The organism is Caballeronia sp. 11_S32 (assembly GCF_056930355.1).
The window spans coordinates 107,002-125,877 of sequence record NZ_JBXOWH010000003.1 but is presented as its reverse complement, the minus strand read 5'-3'; the positions used below and the strand labels follow the sequence as shown (position 1 = coordinate 125,877).

Annotated in this window: 17 protein-coding genes; 12 read left to right on the top strand and 5 right to left on the bottom strand. The window is 64.0% G+C overall.

Annotated features, from left to right (window positions below; all coding sequences use genetic code 11):
* Positions 1–18: 18 nt before the first annotated feature.
* Both hemB and yihA read right to left on the bottom strand, forming a co-directional pair.
* Positions 19–1,017, bottom strand: a complete 999-nt coding sequence (gene hemB, locus AC1Z32_RS12050) for a porphobilinogen synthase (protein ID WP_483478922.1) — start codon at positions 1,015–1,017, stop codon at positions 19–21.
* 267 nt (positions 1,018–1,284) lie between these two features.
* A complete protein-coding gene (yihA, locus tag AC1Z32_RS12045) occupies positions 1,285–1,947 on the bottom strand; it encodes a ribosome biogenesis GTP-binding protein YihA/YsxC (RefSeq protein WP_483478921.1) in 663 nt (220 codons plus the stop codon).
* Positions 1,948–2,250: 303 nt separating this feature from the next.
* On the opposite strand from yihA, the gene AC1Z32_RS12040 reads away from it, so the two are divergent.
* The 5 genes from AC1Z32_RS12040 to msrQ all read left to right on the top strand — a co-directional run bounded on the left by AC1Z32_RS12040 (position 2,251) and on the right by msrQ (position 8,354).
* Entirely contained in the window at positions 2,251–2,925 is a 675-nt protein-coding gene (locus AC1Z32_RS12040; protein WP_483478920.1) for a c-type cytochrome, read from the top strand.
* Between the two features lie 174 nt (positions 2,926–3,099).
* A complete protein-coding gene (locus AC1Z32_RS12035; RefSeq protein WP_483478919.1) occupies positions 3,100–5,331 on the top strand; it encodes a cytochrome c biogenesis protein ResB in 2,232 nt (743 codons plus the stop codon).
* 4 nt (positions 5,332–5,335) lie between these two features.
* Positions 5,336–6,538 (top strand): c-type cytochrome biogenesis protein CcsB, encoded by a 1,203-nt coding sequence (gene ccsB / locus AC1Z32_RS12030; RefSeq protein WP_483478918.1) that lies wholly within the window; start codon positions 5,336–5,338, stop codon positions 6,536–6,538.
* 151 nt (positions 6,539–6,689) lie between these two features.
* Entirely contained in the window at positions 6,690–7,679 is a 990-nt protein-coding gene (gene msrP, locus AC1Z32_RS12025; RefSeq protein WP_483478917.1) for a protein-methionine-sulfoxide reductase catalytic subunit MsrP, read from the top strand.
* 3 nt (positions 7,680–7,682) lie between these two features.
* On the top strand, positions 7,683–8,354 hold the full coding sequence (gene msrQ / locus AC1Z32_RS12020) for a protein-methionine-sulfoxide reductase heme-binding subunit MsrQ (protein ID WP_483478916.1): 672 nt from the start codon (positions 7,683–7,685) through the stop codon (positions 8,352–8,354).
* A 45-nt stretch (positions 8,355–8,399) separates the two neighbouring features.
* On the opposite strand, the gene lysA is transcribed toward msrQ, so the two are convergent.
* Entirely contained in the window at positions 8,400–9,662 is a 1,263-nt protein-coding gene (gene lysA, locus AC1Z32_RS12015; protein ID WP_483478915.1) for a diaminopimelate decarboxylase, read from the bottom strand.
* Between the two features lie 43 nt (positions 9,663–9,705).
* Entirely contained in the window at positions 9,706–9,972 is a 267-nt protein-coding gene (lptM, locus tag AC1Z32_RS12010; RefSeq protein WP_483478914.1) for an LPS translocon maturation chaperone LptM, read from the bottom strand.
* Between the two features lie 35 nt (positions 9,973–10,007).
* On the opposite strand from lptM, the gene cyaY reads away from it, so the two are divergent.
* Positions 10,008–10,325 (top strand): iron donor protein CyaY, encoded by a 318-nt coding sequence (gene cyaY, locus AC1Z32_RS12005; protein WP_483478913.1) that lies wholly within the window; start codon positions 10,008–10,010, stop codon positions 10,323–10,325.
* A 56-nt stretch (positions 10,326–10,381) separates the two neighbouring features.
* Here cyaY and AC1Z32_RS12000 read toward each other — a convergent pair whose 3' ends face one another.
* Entirely contained in the window at positions 10,382–12,790 is a 2,409-nt protein-coding gene (locus AC1Z32_RS12000; protein ID WP_483478912.1) for a penicillin-binding protein 1A, read from the bottom strand.
* A gap of 251 nt (positions 12,791–13,041) precedes the next feature.
* On the opposite strand from AC1Z32_RS12000, the gene pilM reads away from it, so the two are divergent.
* From pilM to aroB, 6 genes are all read left to right on the top strand, one after another.
* A complete protein-coding gene (gene pilM, locus AC1Z32_RS11995; protein ID WP_483478911.1) occupies positions 13,042–14,043 on the top strand; it encodes a type IV pilus biogenesis protein PilM in 1,002 nt (333 codons plus the stop codon).
* On the top strand, positions 14,040–14,723 hold the full coding sequence (locus AC1Z32_RS11990) for a PilN domain-containing protein (protein ID WP_483478910.1): 684 nt from the start codon (positions 14,040–14,042) through the stop codon (positions 14,721–14,723). The genes pilM and AC1Z32_RS11990 overlap by 4 nt, the downstream gene beginning before the upstream one ends.
* Positions 14,720–15,589, top strand: a complete 870-nt coding sequence (gene pilO / locus AC1Z32_RS11985) for a type 4a pilus biogenesis protein PilO (protein ID WP_483478909.1) — start codon at positions 14,720–14,722, stop codon at positions 15,587–15,589. The genes AC1Z32_RS11990 and pilO overlap by 4 nt, the downstream gene beginning before the upstream one ends.
* Positions 15,586–17,109: a type IV pilus secretin PilQ gene (locus AC1Z32_RS11980; RefSeq protein WP_483478908.1), complete on the top strand. Its 1,524-nt coding sequence runs from the start codon at positions 15,586–15,588 to the stop codon at positions 17,107–17,109. The genes pilO and AC1Z32_RS11980 overlap by 4 nt, the downstream gene beginning before the upstream one ends.
* Positions 17,110–17,203: 94 nt before the next feature.
* Positions 17,204–17,755 (top strand): shikimate kinase, encoded by a 552-nt coding sequence (locus tag AC1Z32_RS11975; protein ID WP_483478907.1) that lies wholly within the window; start codon positions 17,204–17,206, stop codon positions 17,753–17,755.
* A complete protein-coding gene (gene aroB, locus AC1Z32_RS11970) occupies positions 17,752–18,840 on the top strand; it encodes a 3-dehydroquinate synthase (RefSeq protein ID WP_483478906.1) in 1,089 nt (362 codons plus the stop codon). Before AC1Z32_RS11975 ends, aroB begins: the two co-directional genes overlap by 4 nt.
* The last annotated feature ends 36 nt before the right edge of the window (positions 18,841–18,876 follow it).

Here is an 18,876-nt window from a genome sequence, read left to right as displayed (position 1 = left end):
CATCTGACGCAGGAAAGCTTACTTCGACGCCCGCAGAATCCGCGCCGCATCCAGCGCGAAGTACGTCAGCACGCCATCGGCGCCCGCGCGCTTGAACGCGAGCAACGCTTCCATCATCACCTTGTCGTGGTCGATCCAGCCGTTCTGCGCGGCGGCCTTGATCATCGCGTACTCGCCGCTCACCTGATACGCGTAAGTCGGGAAGCGGAACTCGTCCTTCACGCGGCGCACGATGTCGAGATACGGCATGCCCGGCTTGACCATCACCATGTCCGCGCCTTCTTCGATGTCCATGCGCACTTCGCGCATCGCTTCATCGGAGTTGGCCGGGTCCATTTGGTACGTCATCTTGTTGCCCTTGCCGAGATTCGCGGCCGAGCCGACTGCATCGCGGAACGGGCCATAGAACGCCGACGCGTACTTCGCCGCGTACGCCATGATGCGCGTATGAATGTAGCTTTCGCTTTCGAGCATCTCGCGGATCGCGCCGATGCGGCCGTCCATCATGTCCGACGGCGCGACGATATCCACACCCGCCTCGGCCTGCGTGCGCGCCTGCTCGACGAGAATTTCGCTGGTTTCGTCGTTCTTCACGTAGCCTTCTTCGTCGAGCACGCCGTCCTGGCCGTGGCTCGTGTACGGATCCAGCGCGACGTCGGTCAGCACGCCGAGCATCGGGAAGTTCTTCTTCAGCTCGCGCACGGCGCGCGGAATCAGACCTTCGGGATTCGTGGCCTCGCGGCCATCGGGCGTCTTGAGCGACGGCTCGATCGCCGGAAACAGCGAAATCACCGGCACACCCAGTTCCACGCACTGCTCGGCGACTTTCATCAGCAGGTCGACGGAAGTGCGCTCGACGCCGGGCATCGACGGCACGGCTTGCCGCGCATTCGTCCCTTCGACGATGAACACCGGATAAATGAGGTCGTTCGTGGTGAGGAGGTTTTCGCGCATCAGACGACGCGAGAAGTCATCGTGGCGCATGCGGCGCGGACGATGGTGCGGATAGAAGCTCATATTTCGACTCGAATTGGTGATCTTCAGGGGAGGTCGAAAACGTGTCGCAGAACACGCGCAAATCCTTGCCGAACAAGGACTTGGGCGCGTCTGAAACCGTTTTGAGACAATGGTATATCATACCGATCGAGCGAGGCGCTTGCCGCCGGACTCCCCGCTTCTCCTCCCTGAGCGGGTGCCTGTCGATATTCGATTAGGCTATTAACCCGCCGTCATGCGGCGGGTTTTTTTATGCGCGAGCGTTTATGCGCGAGCGCGCGCGACGGCTCACTCGGCCGCGTCTTCCGGCACGTTCTCGCCCGCTTCTTCGGGCATCAGCCAGCTTTCGATCTGTTCGTGCGCTTCATCGAGACCAGTGCGCTTGAGCGCGGAGAAAAGCTGCACGGTCAGTTCGCCGCGATAACCCGCGTCTTTATATTCCACCAAGGATTTCTTCGTCGCGCGGAGGGCGTTGGTCATCTCCTGTCGCGTCAATTTGTCGCATTTGGTGAGCAGCGCGTGAATCGGTTTTCCGGTCGGCGCGAACCAGTCGATCATGATGCGATCCAGTTCCGTGAGCGGGCGGCGCGAATCCATCATCAGGATCATGCCGCACAGTTGCGCGCGGCTCTGCAGATAGGTGGAAAGCAGACGCTGCCAATGCTCCTTCGCGGCGCCCGGCACTTCGGCGTAACCGTAGCCGGGAAGATCGACGAGATAACCGACCGGCGCGTCCTTCGGCCCGACCGAGAAGTAATTGATGTGCTGCGTGCGCCCCGGCGTCTTACTCGCGAACGCGAGCCGCTTCTGGTTGCACAGAATGTTGATCGCGGTCGACTTACCCGCGTTCGAGCGTCCCGCGAATGCGACTTCCGGCTGCGGCGTGGGCGGCAGATCGCGCAGGTGATTGACGGTGGTAAAGAAACGGGATTGGTGAAGCAGAAATGACATTGGCGGACCCAATCGAATGAGCGGTGAATACCAGAAGCCTTGAGAACCCGGCGAATACTGGGCATGCCCCGACTGGCGTCTTTGCGTGTAGCGGGTTATTGTACAATACGACGGATTTTTAAAGATCAGCACGGGCACGCAAGACCCAAGCCGCAGGCGGCACCCATAGAGGAGCGAGACAGTTTTTGGGGCACTTTTTGAGCCTCTTCGTTCAGCGAGTTCGGGTATCTTGCGGCGATGTTCTGTCGCCGTCGTTTTTTGCAGAACCTCACATTCTCACAAGACGAAAAACAGGGTACGCGAATGAACCGACTGTACAGGTCTCTGGTGGTGATTCGGGCAGCGGCGGCTTTCGGTGCAGGTTTGAGTGGACTAGCGGTATCGGCGTCAGTGAATGCGGCGGAGCCCGCGCAATCGGCAAAGCCGGATGCAGCGAGGGGCCAGGCCATTGCGACCCAGGTGTGCGCGGCGTGTCACGCGGCTGACGGCAACAGCGCCGGCGCGGCGTTTCCAAAGCTCGCCGGGCAGCACGCCGAATACATCGTCAAGCAGTTGAAGGATTACAAGACGCAGCCGGGCGCAAAAGCGCCGGCGCGCAACAATCCGATCATGGCGGGCATCGCGGGCGCGCTGTCTGAGCAGGACATGGTGAATGTCGCGGCGTACTTCGCGTCGCAGAAGGCCAAGCCCAACTACGCGCGCGACAAGAACGACGTGGCGCTCGGGCAGAAGATCTACCGCGGCGGCATCGCGGATAAGGGCGTGCCGGCGTGCGCCGCCTGCCATGGCGCGACGGGCATGGGCATCCCGGTGCAGTATCCGCGGCTGTCGTGGCAATGGGGCGATTACACCGTTGCGCAGTTGAACGCCTTCGCAACGGGACAACGCGGCAACAGCGAGCCAATGCATCAGATTTCCTCGCGCATGAATGAAACGGAGATGAAGGCGGTTGCCGACTACATCGCCGGTTTGCATTAAACGCAGCAGTCAGCGTCCAGCGGTTCCCTGCGTCGAGAACGGGAATCGCCCATACTACGAAGCCGGTCCCGGGAGCATCCGAGAAGACCGGCGCGAAAACAAGAAAAGGGTGGGACGTCGGTCGATGAGACCGCCAGCGTCTCCACCCTTTTTTGCTGTCCAGTCGGAGTTTGAATGAGCGTCACCACATCGGGTATGCAGTCGAAGTCGGGCCGCCGGGCCTTCAGGCATTTCGTCGAACTAGTCAGTTCGATGCGCTTCGCCATCGCGTTGCTGGTCATTCTGGCGATCGCGAGCATCATCGGCACGGTGCTCACGCAAGAGGACCCGTATCCCAACTATGTGAACCAGTTCGGCCCGTTCTGGGCGGACATCTTCCGCGGCCTGAGCCTCTACAACGTGTACAGCGCGTGGTGGTTCATGCTGATCCTGATCTTCCTCGTGATCTCGGTGTCGCTGTGCGTCATCCGTAACAGCCCGAAGATGATCGCGGATATCAAGAGCTGGAAAGACCGCGTGCATGAAGGCGGTCTGCGCGCGTTCCATCACAAGGGAGAATTCACGGTAGCGACTAACCGCGCGCAAACCGCGGCGACCCTCGAGCGCCTCGCCGCGAAGATGGGCTATCGCACCGTCACGCGTCAGACCGACAACGGCGCGACGCTGATCGCGGGCAAGCGCGGCGCGATGACCAAGATCGGCTATATCTCGGCGCATCTGGCGATCGTGGTGATCTGCATCGGCGGGCTGCTGGACAGCAATCTGCCCATCAAATTGCAGATGTGGATGTTCAACAAGACGCCGGTCAACAGCAACGCCGTCATCAACGACATTCCCGCCGAGCATCGTCTGTCGACATCGAACCCGACGTTCCGCGGTTACGCGTGGGTGCCCGAGGGCCAGTTCGTCGGCACGGCGATCCTGAACCAGCAGGACGGCTCGATCATTCAGGATCTGCCGTTCTCGATTCAGCTGAACAAGTTCATCGTCGATTACTACTCGACCGGCATGCCGAAGCTCTTTGCGAGCGATATCGTCGTGATCGATCACAAGACGGGCAAGCGCATTCCGGCGCGCGTCGAGGTGAACAAGCCGTTCACCTACGACGGCGTCTCGATCTATCAATCGAGTTTCCAGGACGGCGGCTCGAAGCTCGAAATGACCGCCTGGCCGATGACCGGCGGCAGCGCCAAAACCGCGCCCTTCAGCGGCACGATCGGCGGCACGGCGCCCATCGGCACGCAGTTCACGGGCGCGCAGGGCGAAACCGTCGAATTCACGGATTTCCGCGCGATCAACGTCGAGAACATGACGGATGGCAGCGGTGCGCCGGACGCGCGCGGCGTCGGCAAGAAGGAAACGCTGCGCGATGCGTTCGACGAGCGCCTCGGCTCCGGCGCGAAAACGTCGAAGCCCACCGATCTGCGCAACGTCGGGCCGTCGGTGCAATACAAGGTGCGCGGCACGGACGGCCAGGCGCGCGAGTACAGCAACTACATGCTGCCGGTGGATGTGAGCGGCCAGCGCATGTTCCTCGCGGGCATGCGCGTAAGCCCGAACGATCCGTTCCGCTATCTGCGCATTCCCGCCGACGAGCAGAGCACCGTCAAGCAATGGATGGACTTGCGCGCGGCGCTCGCCACGCCCGCGACGCGCGCCGAAGCCGCACATCGTTTCGCGCTGCGCTCGGTGCCGCAGGAGAACGGCGAGCTTCAGAAACATCTGGAGGAAAGCGCGATTCGCGTGCTGAACCTCTTCGCCGGCGCCGATGAAACGGGCAAGACGAGCGCGAATCCCCAGATGATTGGCGGTTTCCAGAGCATCGCGATGTTCATCGACAAATCGGTGCCGAAGGGCGAGCAGGAAAAAGCCGCTGGCCTGCTGATGCGCATGCTTGAAGGCGCGATGTGGGACGTATGGCAGATTTCCCGAGAGCAAAACGGCCTGCCTGACGCTAAAGTGGATGAAAAGAACTCCGCGTTCGTGCAGTCGTCCATCAACGCGCTTTCCGACAGCTTTCTGTACGGTTCGCCTGTCTTCCTGCAGCTGGACAACTTCAAGCAGGTGCAAGCTTCGGTATTCCAGTTGACGCGCGCACCGGGTAAAAATCTGGTGTATCTTGGCAGCCTTCTGCTGGTGGTCGGCATTTTCGCGATGTTCTACGTGCGCGAACGCCGGCTCTGGTTCTGGCTCAAAGATACAGGGCAGGGCGGCGCGAGCGTGCTGATGGCGATGTCCACGGCCCGCCGCACGTTCGATTTCGAGAAAGAATTCGTGCGCACGCGCGCGCAAATCGCGGCGGCGCTCGGCGTGAAGCCGGAAGGCCCGGCCGATCCGTCCCCGGCATCCGGTGCGCCCCGGCACTCGCAATCCGAGACTCCGAGCTCGGAAGTTTCAACACGGTAAGATCATGGACCTCACACAATCCTCCTCCCGCGCACCTGTCCAGACGGAGCGTCCGGCATCGGATCTTCCCGATGTCGCCGTGTTCGACGATCGTCCTTTCTTGCGCAGGCTCGGCGTCATCGACTGGCTGTTCGCGCTCGCGATGGTCGCCGGCGCGGGCTTCGCGCTGAACCGCTATCACGCGTACATGGACGTGTACGACACGGCCGTGCTGATCGGCGCGGTGCCCACGTTCGTCGTGCTCGGCTGGCGCTGGAAACCGGTGCGCCTTTTGATCGCGCTGATCGCGGTGCTGGCGCTGTCGTCGATCCAGTTGTATCAGCACGACCTGGCGCGCGCCGAGACCAATTTCTTCCTCAAATACTTCCTGTCGAGCCAATCCGCGATTTTGTGGATGAGCGCGCTTTTCATCCTCGCCACGCTCTTCTACTGGATCGGCCTCGTGACGCGCTCGCAGACCGGCGGCGCGATCGGCTCGCGCATGACGTGGGTCGCGGTGCTGATGGGCTTCACCGGCCTGATGGTGCGCTGGTACGAGTCGTACATGATCGGCTCGGACGTCGGCCATATTCCGATCTCGAATCTGTATGAAGTGTTCGTGCTGTTCTGCCTGATCACGGCGCTGTTCTATCTCTACTACGAGCAGCATTACTCGACGCGGCAGATGGGCGCGTTCGTGCTCCTCGTGATCAGCGCGGCCGTCGGCTTCCTGATGTGGTACTCGATCGCCCGCGACGCGCAGCAGATTCAACCGCTCGTGCCCGCGCTGCAAAGCTGGTGGATGAAAATCCACGTGCCGGCGAACTTCATCGGTTACGGCAGTTTCGCGCTCTCCGCGATGGTCTCGGTGGCGTATCTCGGGAAGCAGCGCGGTTTCATGGCGGACCGCCTGCCCTCGCTCGAAGTGCTCGACGACGTCATGTACAAGTCGATCGCAGTCGGCTTCGCGTTCTTCACCATCGCGACGATTCTCGGCGCGCTGTGGGCCGCGGAAGCGTGGGGCGGCTACTGGAGCTGGGACCCGAAGGAAACGTGGGCGCTGATCGTGTGGCTGAACTACGCGGCGTGGCTGCACATGCGCCTGATGAAAGGTCTGCGCGGCGCGGCGGCGGCCTGGTGGGCGCTCACGGGCCTGATCGTGACGACCTTTGCGTTCCTCGGCGTCAACATGTTCCTGTCGGGCTTGCATAGTTACGGCAAGCTCTGATCGGGCCGCATCGATTCAGAAAAAAACCGCCATGCGCCCCGCTGGCGGTTTTTTTTCGTTTTGCGGTGGAATACTGGCATCCGAACTGCTGTTCTCCACCGTATCGGCATAGAGCCGCGACGCGTTCGGCGTCGCAATGGAAGGAATGGAAATGTGGATCGGAAGAAACCGTCATCTCTACGGTGGCGATATCGCGAGTCATGAGATCACGCCGCGCGACGTGTTCGAGAACCGTCGCCGCGCGTTGCGCTCAATCGGCGCGCTCGCCGCAACCGGGCTCGCGGGCGCGAGCGGCCTCGCCAATGCGACGCTGACTTCGACCGATGCGAAAGGCCAGAAGCTCGCCGCGACGACCAACGCCAAATTCGTCGCGCTCGACAAGCCGACGCCGCTCAAGGACATCACGTCCTACAACAACTTCTACGAGTTTGGCACCGACAAGGGCGATCCGGCCGAGCACGCGGGCACGCTGCGTCCGCGGCCGTGGAAAGTGTCGGTCGAAGGTGCGATCAAGAATCCGAAGGTCTACGACATCGACGATATCCTGAAGCTCGCGCCGCTCGAGGAACGCGTGTACCGGCTGCGCTGTGTCGAAGGCTGGTCGATGGTGATTCCGTGGATCGGCGTCTCGCTTTCCGAGTTGATCAAGCGCGCCGAGCCGCAAGGCAACGCGAAGTACGTGCAGTTCATCACGCTCGCGGATCCGTCGCAGATGCCCGGTCTCTCGACGCCGATCCTCGAATGGCCGTACTCCGAAGGCCTGCGCATGGACGAGGCGATGAATCCGCTCACGCTCCTGACCGTCGGTCTGTATGGCGAAGTGCTGCCGAACCAGAACGGCGCGCCGGTGCGCGTCGTGGTGCCGTGGAAGTACGGCTTCAAGAGCGCGAAATCGCTCGTGAAGATCCGCTTCGTCGAAAAGCAGCCGCCGACGAGCTGGAATCTCTACGCGCCGAACGAATACGGCTTCTATTCGAACGTGAACCCGAACGTCGATCATCCGCGCTGGAGCCAGGCCACGGAACGGCGTATCGGTGAGGACGGGTTCTTTCAGCCGAAGCGCAAGACGCTCATGTTCAACGGTTATGGAGATCAGGTCGCGTCGCTGTATCAGGGCATGGACCTGAAGAAGAATTTCTGAACGATGCCGTCCGCTTCTCAAATCAAAGGTACGCGCGCGAGGGCCAGTGTTCAGCCGGGGCCGCGCTGGGTCGTTCCGGCGAAGGTGGCTGTGTTCGTCCTGATGCTGTATCCGCTCGCGCGTCTCGTCGTGCTCGGCATGACTGGCGTGAATGGTGGCCTGAGCGCGAATCCGATCGAGTTCATCACGCGCTCGACCGGCCGCTGGACGCTCGTCTATTTGTGCATCACGCTGGCCATCACGCCGGTGCGCCGCATGACCGGCATTACGGCGCTCGCGCGCTTTCGGCGGATGACGGGCCTATACGCGTTCTTCTTCGCCGTGCTGCACTTCACCACCTACATCTGGTTCGACAAATGGTTCGATATCGCCGAGATGCTGAAGGACATCGGCAAGCGGCCGTTCATCACGGTGGGTTTCGCGGCGTTCGTGCTGCTGATTCCGCTCGCCGTGACTTCGCCGAAAGCGATGGTGCGCAAGCTCGGCCGCCGCTGGCAGACCTTGCATCGCGCGATCTATCTGATCGCCGCGCTCGCGATCCTGCATTTCTGGTGGATGAAGGCGGGCAAGCACGACTTCGAGCAGCCAAAGATCTACGGCTCGATCGTGATCGCGTTGCTCGGCTGGCGCGTGATCGCGTGGATTCGAACATACGCGGCACGGCGGCGCGCATAAAAAAACGATGCCTCGGCATCGCTTTTTTTTTGAGACGCGGAAGCCTCAGTCCGGCAGAATCGATTCCCCGGCGAACAACTGCTTCACTTCTTCGCGCTCGCGCACGAGACGCGCGCGTTCGCCATCGACCATGATTTCGGCGGCGCGCGGACGCGTGTTGTAGTTCGAGCTCATCACGAAGCCATATGCGCCCGCCGAGCAGATCGCGAGCAGATCGCCAGGTTCGACGGCGAGTTCGCGATCGCGTCCGAGCCAATCGCCGCTTTCGCAAACCGGACCGACGACATCGTACTTGTGCGCTTTCGCGTCACGCTTCACGACCGGCACGATGCGATGGAAGGCCTCGTACATCGCCGGGCGCGCGAGGTCGTTCATCGCGGCATCGACGATGGCGAAGTTCTTTTCCTCGCCCGGCTTCAGAAACTCGACGCGCGTGAGCAACACGCCCGCATTGCCCACCAGCGAGCGCCCCGGCTCGAAATACACTTCGCGCTGACCGTGGCCGCTCTTCTCGATGTGATCGAGGACCGTCTTCACGAACACGCCGATATCGGGCGGCGTTTCGTCGTCGTACGTGATGCCGAGGCCGCCGCCGACATCGACGTGACGAATGCTCATGCCGTCCGCTTCGATCTGCGCGACGAGCTCGAGCAGCTTGTCGACCGCATCGAGATACGGGCTGATCTCGGTGATCTGCGAGCCGATATGGCAATCGATGCCGACGATATCGAGGTTCGGCATCGCATGCGCTTGCGCGTAGGTCGCGCGCGCATCGCTGAAAGCGACGCCGAACTTGTTCGACTTGAGGCCGGTGGAAATATACGGATGCGTCTTCGCATCGACATCCGGATTCACGCGCAGCGAAACGGGCGCCTTCTTGCCGAGCGACTTCGCGACTTCGTTCAACGCGTGCAGCTCGGGAATCGATTCGACGTTGAAGCACTTCACGCCGGCTTCGAGCGCCTCGCGCATTTCCGCCGCCGATTTGCCGACGCCCGAGAACACGGTGTTTTCCGCCTTGCCGCCGGCCGCGAGCACGCGCGCGAGCTCACCCGACGACACGATGTCGAAGCCCGCGCCCATGCGCGCGAACACGTTGAGCACCGCGAGATTGCTGTTCGCCTTCACCGCGACGTGCACGGTCGCGCGGCGGCCCGCGCAGGCATCGGCGTAGGCGTGATAGGCGCGCGTCAGCGCTTCGCGCGAATAGACGTAGAGCGGCGTGCCGAACTGCTCCGCGAGCGACGCGGCTGAGACGCCTTCGGCGTGCAGCACGCCGTCGACATAGTGGAATGCGGAATCACTCATGCGTGGAATCGAAAATGCGCGTTTGAGCGCGCGAGGCGGAAGGTCAGTCGGCGGACGAAGCGGGCTTGGGCGCCGAGTTCAGATTGGTCTCCGGCGAAAGCGTCAGCGGCTGGCCCGATGTGTTCGGAACGCTGTCCGCAGCGACATTCGAAGGCGGCGTATTCTGGAGATCGTTGGGACGTTGCGGAAGCGGCGGCACCTTAGGCAGATAAAGCGGACCGCGTTGACCACAACCGCCGAGCGAGAGTGTTGCCGCGGCGCCGATGCTCAAAGCCGCTACAATCGCGCTCATCCTGAAAACGACTCGCATGACCGTCCCTAAACGTTTAATCGATGGAGTTTAGCATGACAGACCAGGAATACCTGACGCTGGCGGAGGCCGCGCTGACAGCCATCGAGCGCTCGGTGGACCAGGCCGACGCCGATATCGAATTCGAGCGCAGCGGCAATGTGCTGACGCTGGAATTCGAGAACCGCACGAAGGTGATCGTGAACCTGCAGCCGCCGAAGCATGAAATCTGGCTCGCGGCGAAGGCCGGCGGATTCCACTACAAGTACGTCGACGGCGCGTGGCGCGATACGCGCGACAACAGCGAATTCTTTGCGACGTTGAGCAAATATTCGACTGAGCAAGCCGGCGAGCCGATCAGTTTCAAGGCGTAAAAAAAGCGGGCGGACCGCGTGGTCCGCCCGCTTCGGGCATCGCAAGGGCTCGACTGCTATTGGCCCTTGAACAGATTCATGATGTCCTGCTTTTCCTGCTCGCCGACTTGAGGCGCGGGCGCGGTCACACCGGACACGCCTTCCTGCGGCGCCGCCTGACTTACGCCGATCGTCGCGACGAAGCCGTGACCCGGCGTCATGTCGTCGAAATAGAGCTCGTTGCCGAGCGATGTGATATCGGGCGGCATCAATGGCTTGTACTCGGGCACGCCCTTGAGCGCGCGGCCCATGTAATCCATCCAGACAGGCAGCGCGAGACCGCCGCCGGTTTCCTTGTCGCCGAGACTGCGCGGATTGTCGTAGCCGATCCACGCGATCGCCACGAGCGAGCGCTGATAGCCGGCGAACCATGCATCGCGCGAATCGTTCGTCGTGCCCGTCTTGCCGGCGAGATCGCCGCGCTTCAGCTGATTCGTCTTCGCGCCCGTGCCGTGCTGCGCGACGCTCTGCAACAGGCTGTTCATCACGAACGCATTGCGCGGCGTGATCGCGAGCGGCGCGCTTTGCTGCGCGACGAGCGGCTGCGGATGCGAGACGACGCGGCCGTACGGATCGGTGATGTCGGCGATCAGATACGGATTCACGCGATACCCGCCGTTCGCGAACACTGCATAGCCCGCCGCCATCTGCAGCGGCGTGACGAGACCCGCGCCGAGCGCCATCGGCAAGTAGGCGGGATGACGGTCCGCGTCGAAGCCGAAGTGCGTGATGTACTGCTGCGCGTACTTCGTGCCGATATGGCTCAGGATGCGGATCGACACCATGTTCTTCGACTTCTGCAGCGCCGAGCGCATGGTCATCGGGCCGTCGAAGCCGCCGCCGTAGTTCTTCGGCTCCCACGCCTGGCCGCCGGTCTCCGCTGCGCTGAAGAAGAGCGGGCCGTCGTTGATGATCGTCGCGGGCGAAAGACCCTTCTCAAGCGATGCCGAGTAGATGAATGGCTTGAAGCTCGAACCCGGCTGACGCCAGGCCTGCGTCACGTGATTGAACTTGTTCTTGTTGAAGTCGAAGCCGCCGACGAGCGCGCGGATCGCGCCATCCTGCGGCACCATCGATACCAGCGCGCCTTCCACTTGCGGGAGTTGCGTGATGATCCAGTCGCCATCGTCGCTCTTCGTGAGGCGCACGATCGCGCCCGGACGAATGCGCGCGTTCGGCTGCGCCTTCGCGCTCAGCGCGAACTGGACGAAACGCAGATCGTTGCCGCTGATCGTCGCCGTGTTGCCGTCGATGAAGCTCGCCTTCACTTCCTTCGGGCTCGCGGACGTCACGACCGCCGCGACGATCTCGCCGTTGTCGGGATGCTCGGCGAGCGCATCGTCGATGGCCTGCTCGCGATCATCCGGATTCGACGGCAGGTCGATATAACCTTCCGGCCCACGATATCCATGCCGATGCTCGTAATCCATCAGGCCCTTTCGCACCGCTCGATAGGCGGCGTCCTGGTCGGCTGAATCGATCGTCGTCACGACGTTCAGGCCGCGCGTGTACGCTTCCTCGCGGTACTGTGCGTACATCATCTGGCGCACCATTTCCGCGACATATTCGGCGTGCACGCTGAATTCGCGCCCTTGTCCCTTCACGACGAGCGGCTGCTTCACCGCCTGCTCATACTGATCCTGCGTGATGAAGTTCAGTTCGCGCATGCGTTGCAGGATGTACTCCTGCCGCACCTTCGCGCGCTTGGGATTGACGACCGGGTTATACGCGGACGGCGCTTTCGGCAGGCCCGCGAGCATGGCGGCCTCGGCGAGCGAGACATCCTTCAGATCCTTGCCGAAATAAACGCGCGCCGCGCTCGCGAAGCCATACGCGCGCTGCCCGAGATAGATCTGATTCATATACACCTCGAGAATCTGATCCTTCGTGAGCGCGCGCTCGATCTTGTAGGCGAGCAGCATCTCGTAGATCTTGCGCGTGTAGGTCTTCTCGCTCGACAGGAAGAAATTGCGCGCGACCTGCATCGTGATCGTGCTCGCGCCCTGCGACGCATGCCCGTTGGTCAGCGCGACCGAGCCCGCGCGCAGGATGCCGGTGAGATCGACGCCGCCGTGATCGTAGAAGCGCGCGTCCTCAATTGCGAGCACGGCTTTTTTCAGATGATCGGGCACGTCCTGAATGCGCACGACGCTGCGGCGCTCTTCGCCGAACTCGCCGATCAGCACGTGATCGGCCGTGTAGATTCGCAGCGGCACCTTCGGCTTGTAGTCGGTCAACGCCTCGAGCGAAGGCAGGTTGGGCATCGCGACGACGAGCGCGTAGCCGAGCACGAGGCCCGCGCACACGACGAGCGCAAACATGCTGACGAAAAAGCCGAGCATCAACCGCGCCCACCATGGGCGCTTGGCTTTCTTTTGCCCTTCGGGCGGCGTGGACGGCGGGTTGTTCGGGGAAGAGGATTGCATAGCACCACCAAAAACAGTCTCGCGATTATAGCCGCCCGAGGTTTAGGACTTTTCTGGATGCTTACAGCGCGCGTGGCCGTCACGTGCGCTTTCTGCTGTCTTCAAGATACGCGCGATCGGGCGCGGAAGCATCCTTCCATCGCGCGCGTTGGCCATTCGGCCGAGTTTTCGGCGCCGTCCGCGCTCGCGAAAATCCTTCCATATCAGGCGCCCGAATGGTTCGGTGCGCGATCGAATGGAAGGAGTGGGTCATGAGTAAGGAAAACGCGTTGCGCGGCACGATGCTGACGGTCACGCGGCGCTACGCGGCGGGCATCGACGTGGGCGAGGACGCCGTGCGGCTGGCAGTCGTAAGCAGACGATCGAGGGCGAATGCGGCGGTGTGCGTCGAACATCTGGAGTCGGTGGCGCTGCCGTCGGGGGCGGTGATCGATGGCGATTTCGTCGACCGCGCGGCCATCGTCGCGGCGTTGCGCGAAGCGTTCGGGAGCTTGCCCGAAAGCGGCGCATGGCGGGCGCTGCGCTGCGCGATGGGCTTGCCCGCATCGGCGACGCTCACGATGGAGATTCCGCTTTCGCGTCTGATGGAATCGAATGAGCGCCTCGCGGCCGACATCGGCGGCGATCCGCGCGGCATGCTCGAACCTGCCGTGCTGGCGGAAGCCGAGCGCGCGTCGGGCATCGAGCGCGGCGCGCTGGCGGTGGACTGGTCCGTGCACGCGCGCGAGGACGGTCAGGCGCGGGTCGCGATCGCGGCCACGGCGCGGCGGCATGTCGAGGCGCGCGTCGAGACGGCGGCGGAAGCAGGCATCGCGCTTTCGGCCATCGACGGGGAGCCGGCTGCGGCGTTGCGCGCGATGCGTCATGCCGGCTCGGTCGAACTCGATGCCGACGCGCGCTATCTGGTCTGCTGGCTGGAGAGCACCGGCCTGCACGGCTGGCTCGTCGGTTCGCGCGGCATCGAGAACGAGGTGCGATATCCCGCGCCGGAGCATCGGAGCATCGCGGACGCGCTGCACGATCTCGCGGGGCGGGATGCGCCGCTCGATTGCATCTACGTGGGCGGCCAGATCGAACTGCTGGCGCACGCGTGCCTTCCGCTTCCTGTGCTCGGCAAGACCTTCGGCTGCGCGGCGCTGCCGTTCGAGGCCGCGCCTTACTGCAACGGCGCTTCCGATATCCAGGCCGCGCACAGGCATTCGCCGCGTTTCGCCCCCGCATTCGGACTCGCATTGCGCGAGGTGATGCAATGAACGCCGCCATGCTCGAGGGATTCAACCTGCTTCCGTATCGCGCGCGAAGACGCCGCGAAGTGCGGCGGCAGAGGCTCGCGCTGATCGGCGCGGTGGGGCTTGCCGGCTGCGCGGCCGTGGGCGCCGTGGCCGGCTGGGATGCGTTCGAGCGCGCCCGGCTGGACGAGCGGCGCACGGCGCTGGAAGTGTCGCTGCGCGCGTCGGGCGCGCGGATCGACGAACATGCGCGGCTCGTTCGCGCGGAAACCGAGCGGCGGCGCGCGCGTGAGCTCGCGCAGCCGCTGGCCTTGCCGCGCGAGCGCTTCGTCGCCCTTCTCGAGGCGCTCGCGGATGCGCCGATGCAACCCGGCGTCGCGCTTCAACGCGTTTCGCAGCGGACGGGCGAGGTCGAGCTCGCGGCGCTCGCGCCCGATTCGCAGACGGCCGCGCAATGGCTGAAGCGGCTGGAGCGCTTGCCTGGCGTGCAGGCGGTGGAAGTGATCGAAATGAAGCGGCGCGCGGATGTCGCCACGCCCGGCAAGCGCGGCGCATCGGTGCTAGCGGGAGAGCGTCCGGCGCGTTTCGAGTTCGTCGCGCTCGTGCGTTATGCGCCGGATCATGCGCGCGATGAAACGGCGTCGCGCCAGCCGCATCCGATATCGACGGCCAATCGCCCGGCAGCGCGGGGGAAACGCCCATGAGCACGCTTCCGATGAACTTCGCCGCGAAGCGGCACGCACGCGGTGTGCCATTCGTCTGGCGGCCGCTCGATGAATGGTCGCGGCGTCGAACCGTTTGCGCCGCGCTTGCATTGGGTCTGCTCGTGTTCACGGCCGGTTTGCGCGGCTGGCGGATGTCGGATGCGAGCCAGCTCGATGCCAGCCGCGCGGCATGGGCGGCGACACAGGCGAAATCGAAAGAGGCCGGCCGCATGGTTGCCGAACTGCCCGATCTGCGGGCGCGGGCCGCGTCGGGCCGCCTCGCGCCCGAGCACTGGAGCGCCGCCGACGCGTTGCGCGCTGTCGCGGACCTCGCCGCTCAGAACGGGCTGCGCGTCGCGGGCATCGAGCCTGTCGCGGCCAAAGGCGGCGACCGGAAAACGAGCGAACCGATGCCCGAGCGCGCCCTCAAGCTGCGCGCGGACGGCACGTTCGCGGAGATGCGACGCTTCCTCGCGGCGCTCGCCGGTCTGCCGCGGCTCGTCGTGCCCGAAAACGTGCAGATCAAACGGCAGGCGGGTGGGCTCGCCATCGAAGCGACACTGCGAATCTTCGAAACGCTGCCGGCGGTCGCGCCCGCCGCGCCGCCGCGTGCGAACGCGTTCATCGTCGATCCGTTCGGCAGTCCCGACGCCGCTGCGCAGGGCGGCGACATGCTGCTCGTCGGCACCTTCGTGGGCCGCCGCCGTGCGATGGCGCTCCTGCAGAGCGGCCGCGATGTCGACGGCTTCGCGCCGGGACAGAAGGTCGGCGACGAGCGGCTCGGACGCGTCATGCCGCGCGTGGTCGAGCTCGCTCGCAACGACGGCTATTCGCGCAAGCTCACGTTCGCGGAGGATCGCCCATGAGCTTCATCGCGCAGCTTTCACGCAGATTCGCGGGTCCGGGCGCGGCGTTTCTGCTGTTGGCGCATGCGGCGCTTGCAGCCGAAAATGCCGATGCGATCATCGCGCCACTGCCTCCGTTGCCGGCGTCGTTCGACGGACAACCGGCGGACCGGCTCCCACTCGACACGGCACCGCCGTCCGTCGCTCAAAACGCGGACGCCACGCCCGCTGCAAAGCCCGTAGCCGAGGCGCCCGAGGTGACCGAGACGCTGGAGGGCCCGCCGGTGCCCTTGCCGAAGCTCGAACGGCTGAGCAGCGCAGTGCACGCAAGGGACAGCGGCAAGCCGATCACCCTCGACCTGAAAAACGCCGACCTGGGCGCAGCACTGCAGGCCTTCGCGCGCTTCAGCGGTCTGAACATCGTCGCGAGTGACAAGGTGCGCGGGCAGGTGTCGATGAACCTCGTCGCCGTGCCGTGGCGGCGCGCCTTCGACACTTTGCTCGAAGTGAACGGCCTCGCGATGGAGCAGCATGGCAACGTGATCTGGGTTGCGCCGCTCGCCGAGCTCGCCGCGCGCGAGAAGCTTCGTTTCGAAGCGCACGCGCGCGCCGCGGATCTCGAGCCGCTCGCGAGCCGTACGTTCGTGCTGCGTTATTCGCGCGCCGAAGAGCTTCGCAAGACGCTCACCGGCTCGGGCAGCCAGCGCGTGCTGTCGAAACGCGGCTCGGCCATGGCCGATGCGCGCACGAACCTGCTCTTCGTCACCGATCTCGATGCGCGCGTCCAGCAGATCGCGGAGCTGGTCGCACTGATCGACAAGCCGACGCCACAGGTGATGATCGAGGCGAGGATCGTCGAAGGCGAGGCGGGGCTGTCGCGCAATCTCGGCGTCAAGCTGGGCGTCGCGGCGCAAAACGATCCGGCGACCGGGTTCACGGGCGGCAAGGACGGTGTGGTATACGATCTGTCGGCGGGGCCGATCAACGGTTTCGACGCCGCGACGGCCGGACTCACGCTGTTCGTCGCGCAGGCGACGCGTCTGCTCAACATCGAACTGAGCGCGCTGGAGGCCGAAGGGCGAGGGCAGATCGTCTCGCGTCCGCGCGTGGTGACGGCGGACCGCGTGAAGTCCGTCGTCGAGCAGGGCATGGAGGTGCCGTATCAGGCGAAGGTCGGCAATGGCATGTCGGGCGTGCAGTTTCGGCGCGCAACGCTCAAACTGGAGGTTGAGCCGCAGATCACGCCGCACGGGCACGTCATTCTCGATCTCGACATCACGAAGGACAGTCTCGGCGAGCAGACGGCGAACGGCCCGGCCATCCACACCAAGCACGTTCAGACGCGCGTGGAAGTGGAGAACGGCGGGACGGTCGCCATTGGTGGAATCTATTCGGACGACGAGCGGCAAGACACCACGGGCGTACCGGGATTGTCGAAGCTGCCGCTGATCGGCTGGCTGTTCCGTCATGACGCGCGGCGCAGCTCGAAGAGCGAGCTCGTCATATTGATTACGCCGCATGTGATCGCGCCGTGCGGCTGAGCGCCGCCGGAAGGGCGGCGCGACTCGACAAAGCGGGCGGTTTGCCCTTAAGCTGCCGCACGAACAAATTGCATCGAACTGGAAGGAAACCGAGTTGCAGGAAGGGCACGCGAACGCGAACATATTTTTCGTCGGACTCATGGGGGCGGGTAAAACCACCGTGGGCCGTGCGGTTGCGCGCCGTCTGCAGCGCTCGTTCATCGATTCGGATCACGAGATCGAGGCGCGCACGGGCGCTCGCATCCCCGTGATCTGGGAGATGGAAGGCGAGGCGGGTTTTCGCCAGCGCGAGGCGAACATCATCGACGAGCTGTCGCAGCGTAGCGGCATCGTGCTCGCAACGGGCGGCGGCGCGGTGCTGCGGCCGGAAAACCGCGAACATCTGAGGAATCGCGGCATCGTCATCTATCTGCGCGCGAATCCGCACGATCTCTGGCAACGCACGCGGCGCGACAAGAACCGCCCGCTCCTGCAGACCGAAGATCCGCGCGGCAAGCTCGAAGCCCTGTTTCAGGCACGCGATCCGCTCTATCACGAGACCGCGCATTTCGTCGTCGAGACCGGGCGGCCGACCGTGAACGCGCTCGTCAATATGGTCTTAATGCAACTAGAGGTGGCCGGCGTCGTTCGGCCTGAATCGCAATGACTACCCCAACGATCACCGTCAATGTCGAACTCGGCGAGCGCGCCTATCCCATTCATATCGGCGCTGGCCTGATCGGCCGCACCGAGCTGTTCGCGCCGCATATCAAGGGCGCGTCGGTGGCGATCGTCACGAATGCCACCGTCGATCCGCTCTACGGCGATCAATTGCGCGCGGCACTGGAGCCGCTCGGCAAGAAGGTGACCACCGTCGTGCTGCCCGATGGCGAAGCGCACAAGAACTGGGAAACGCTCAACGAGATCTTCGATGCGCTCCTCACAGGACGCGCGGATCGCAAGACCACGCTGATCGCGCTCGGCGGCGGCGTCGTCGGCGACATGACCGGTTTTGCGGCGGCGTGCTACATGCGCGGGGTGCCTTTCATCCAGGTTCCGACGACGCTTCTCTCGCAAGTCGATTCATCGGTCGGCGGCAAGACGGGCATCAATCATCCGCTCGGAAAGAACATGATCGGCGCGTTTTATCAGCCGCAGGCGGTCATCGCGGATATCGGCGCGCTGCATACGCTGCCGGAGCGCGAGCTGGCGGCGGGCATCGCGGAAGTCATCAAGACGGCGGCGATCAAGGACGCCGAATTCTTCGACTGGATCGAATCCAATATCGACGCGCTCAACAGCCGTGACGACGCCGCCCTCGCGCACGCGGTGAAGCGTTCGTGCGAGATCAAGGCGTCGGTCGTCGCGTCGGACGAGCGCGAAGGCGGGCAGCGCGCGATTCTGAATTTCGGCCACACCTTCGGCCATGCGATCGAAGCCGGGCTCGGCTACGGCGAATGGCTGCACGGCGAGGCGGTCGGCTGCGGCATGGTGATGGCGGCGGACTTGTCCGTGCGCCTCGGCAGGCTCGACGAAGCCGCGCGCCAACGCCTCGTGAGCGTGATCGAGGCGGCGAAGCTGCCGGTCGTCGCGCCCAAACTCGGCGACGACCGCTACGTCGACCTGATGAAGGTCGACAAGAAGGCCGAAGCCGGCGAGATCAAGTTCATTCTGCTGACCCGCTTCGGCGCGACCGAGATCACGAGCGCGCCTGATCACGCAGTGCGCGCGACCCTCGCAGCCAGCGTCTGATCCACGCGAGCGGCGGCGAGAACCACGACGATTCGG

Bases quoted from the DNA above. Each gene is read 5' to 3' on its own strand.
- hemB (WP_483478922.1), bottom strand. From the start codon at position 1,017: ATGAGCTTCTATCCGCACCATCGTCCGCGCCGCATGCGCCACGATGAC.
- yihA (WP_483478921.1), bottom strand. From the start codon at position 1,947: ATGTCATTTCTGCTTCACCAATCCCGTTTCTTTACCACCGTCAATCAC.
- AC1Z32_RS12040 (WP_483478920.1), top strand. From the start codon at position 2,251: ATGAACCGACTGTACAGGTCTCTGGTGGTGATTCGGGCAGCGGCGGCT.
- AC1Z32_RS12035 (WP_483478919.1), top strand. From the start codon at position 3,100: ATGAGCGTCACCACATCGGGTATGCAGTCGAAGTCGGGCCGCCGGGCC.
- ccsB (WP_483478918.1), top strand. From the start codon at position 5,336: ATGGACCTCACACAATCCTCCTCCCGCGCACCTGTCCAGACGGAGCGT.
- msrP (WP_483478917.1), top strand. From the start codon at position 6,690: ATGTGGATCGGAAGAAACCGTCATCTCTACGGTGGCGATATCGCGAGT.
- msrQ (WP_483478916.1), top strand. From the start codon at position 7,683: ATGCCGTCCGCTTCTCAAATCAAAGGTACGCGCGCGAGGGCCAGTGTT.
- lysA (WP_483478915.1), bottom strand. From the start codon at position 9,662: ATGAGTGATTCCGCATTCCACTATGTCGACGGCGTGCTGCACGCCGAA.
- lptM (WP_483478914.1), bottom strand. From the start codon at position 9,972: ATGCGAGTCGTTTTCAGGATGAGCGCGATTGTAGCGGCTTTGAGCATC.
- cyaY (WP_483478913.1), top strand. From the start codon at position 10,008: ATGACAGACCAGGAATACCTGACGCTGGCGGAGGCCGCGCTGACAGCC.
- AC1Z32_RS12000 (WP_483478912.1), bottom strand. From the start codon at position 12,790: ATGCAATCCTCTTCCCCGAACAACCCGCCGTCCACGCCGCCCGAAGGG.
- pilM (WP_483478911.1), top strand. From the start codon at position 13,042: ATGAGTAAGGAAAACGCGTTGCGCGGCACGATGCTGACGGTCACGCGG.
- AC1Z32_RS11990 (WP_483478910.1), top strand. From the start codon at position 14,040: ATGAACGCCGCCATGCTCGAGGGATTCAACCTGCTTCCGTATCGCGCG.
- pilO (WP_483478909.1), top strand. From the start codon at position 14,720: ATGAGCACGCTTCCGATGAACTTCGCCGCGAAGCGGCACGCACGCGGT.
- AC1Z32_RS11980 (WP_483478908.1), top strand. From the start codon at position 15,586: ATGAGCTTCATCGCGCAGCTTTCACGCAGATTCGCGGGTCCGGGCGCG.
- aroB (WP_483478906.1), top strand. From the start codon at position 17,752: ATGACTACCCCAACGATCACCGTCAATGTCGAACTCGGCGAGCGCGCC.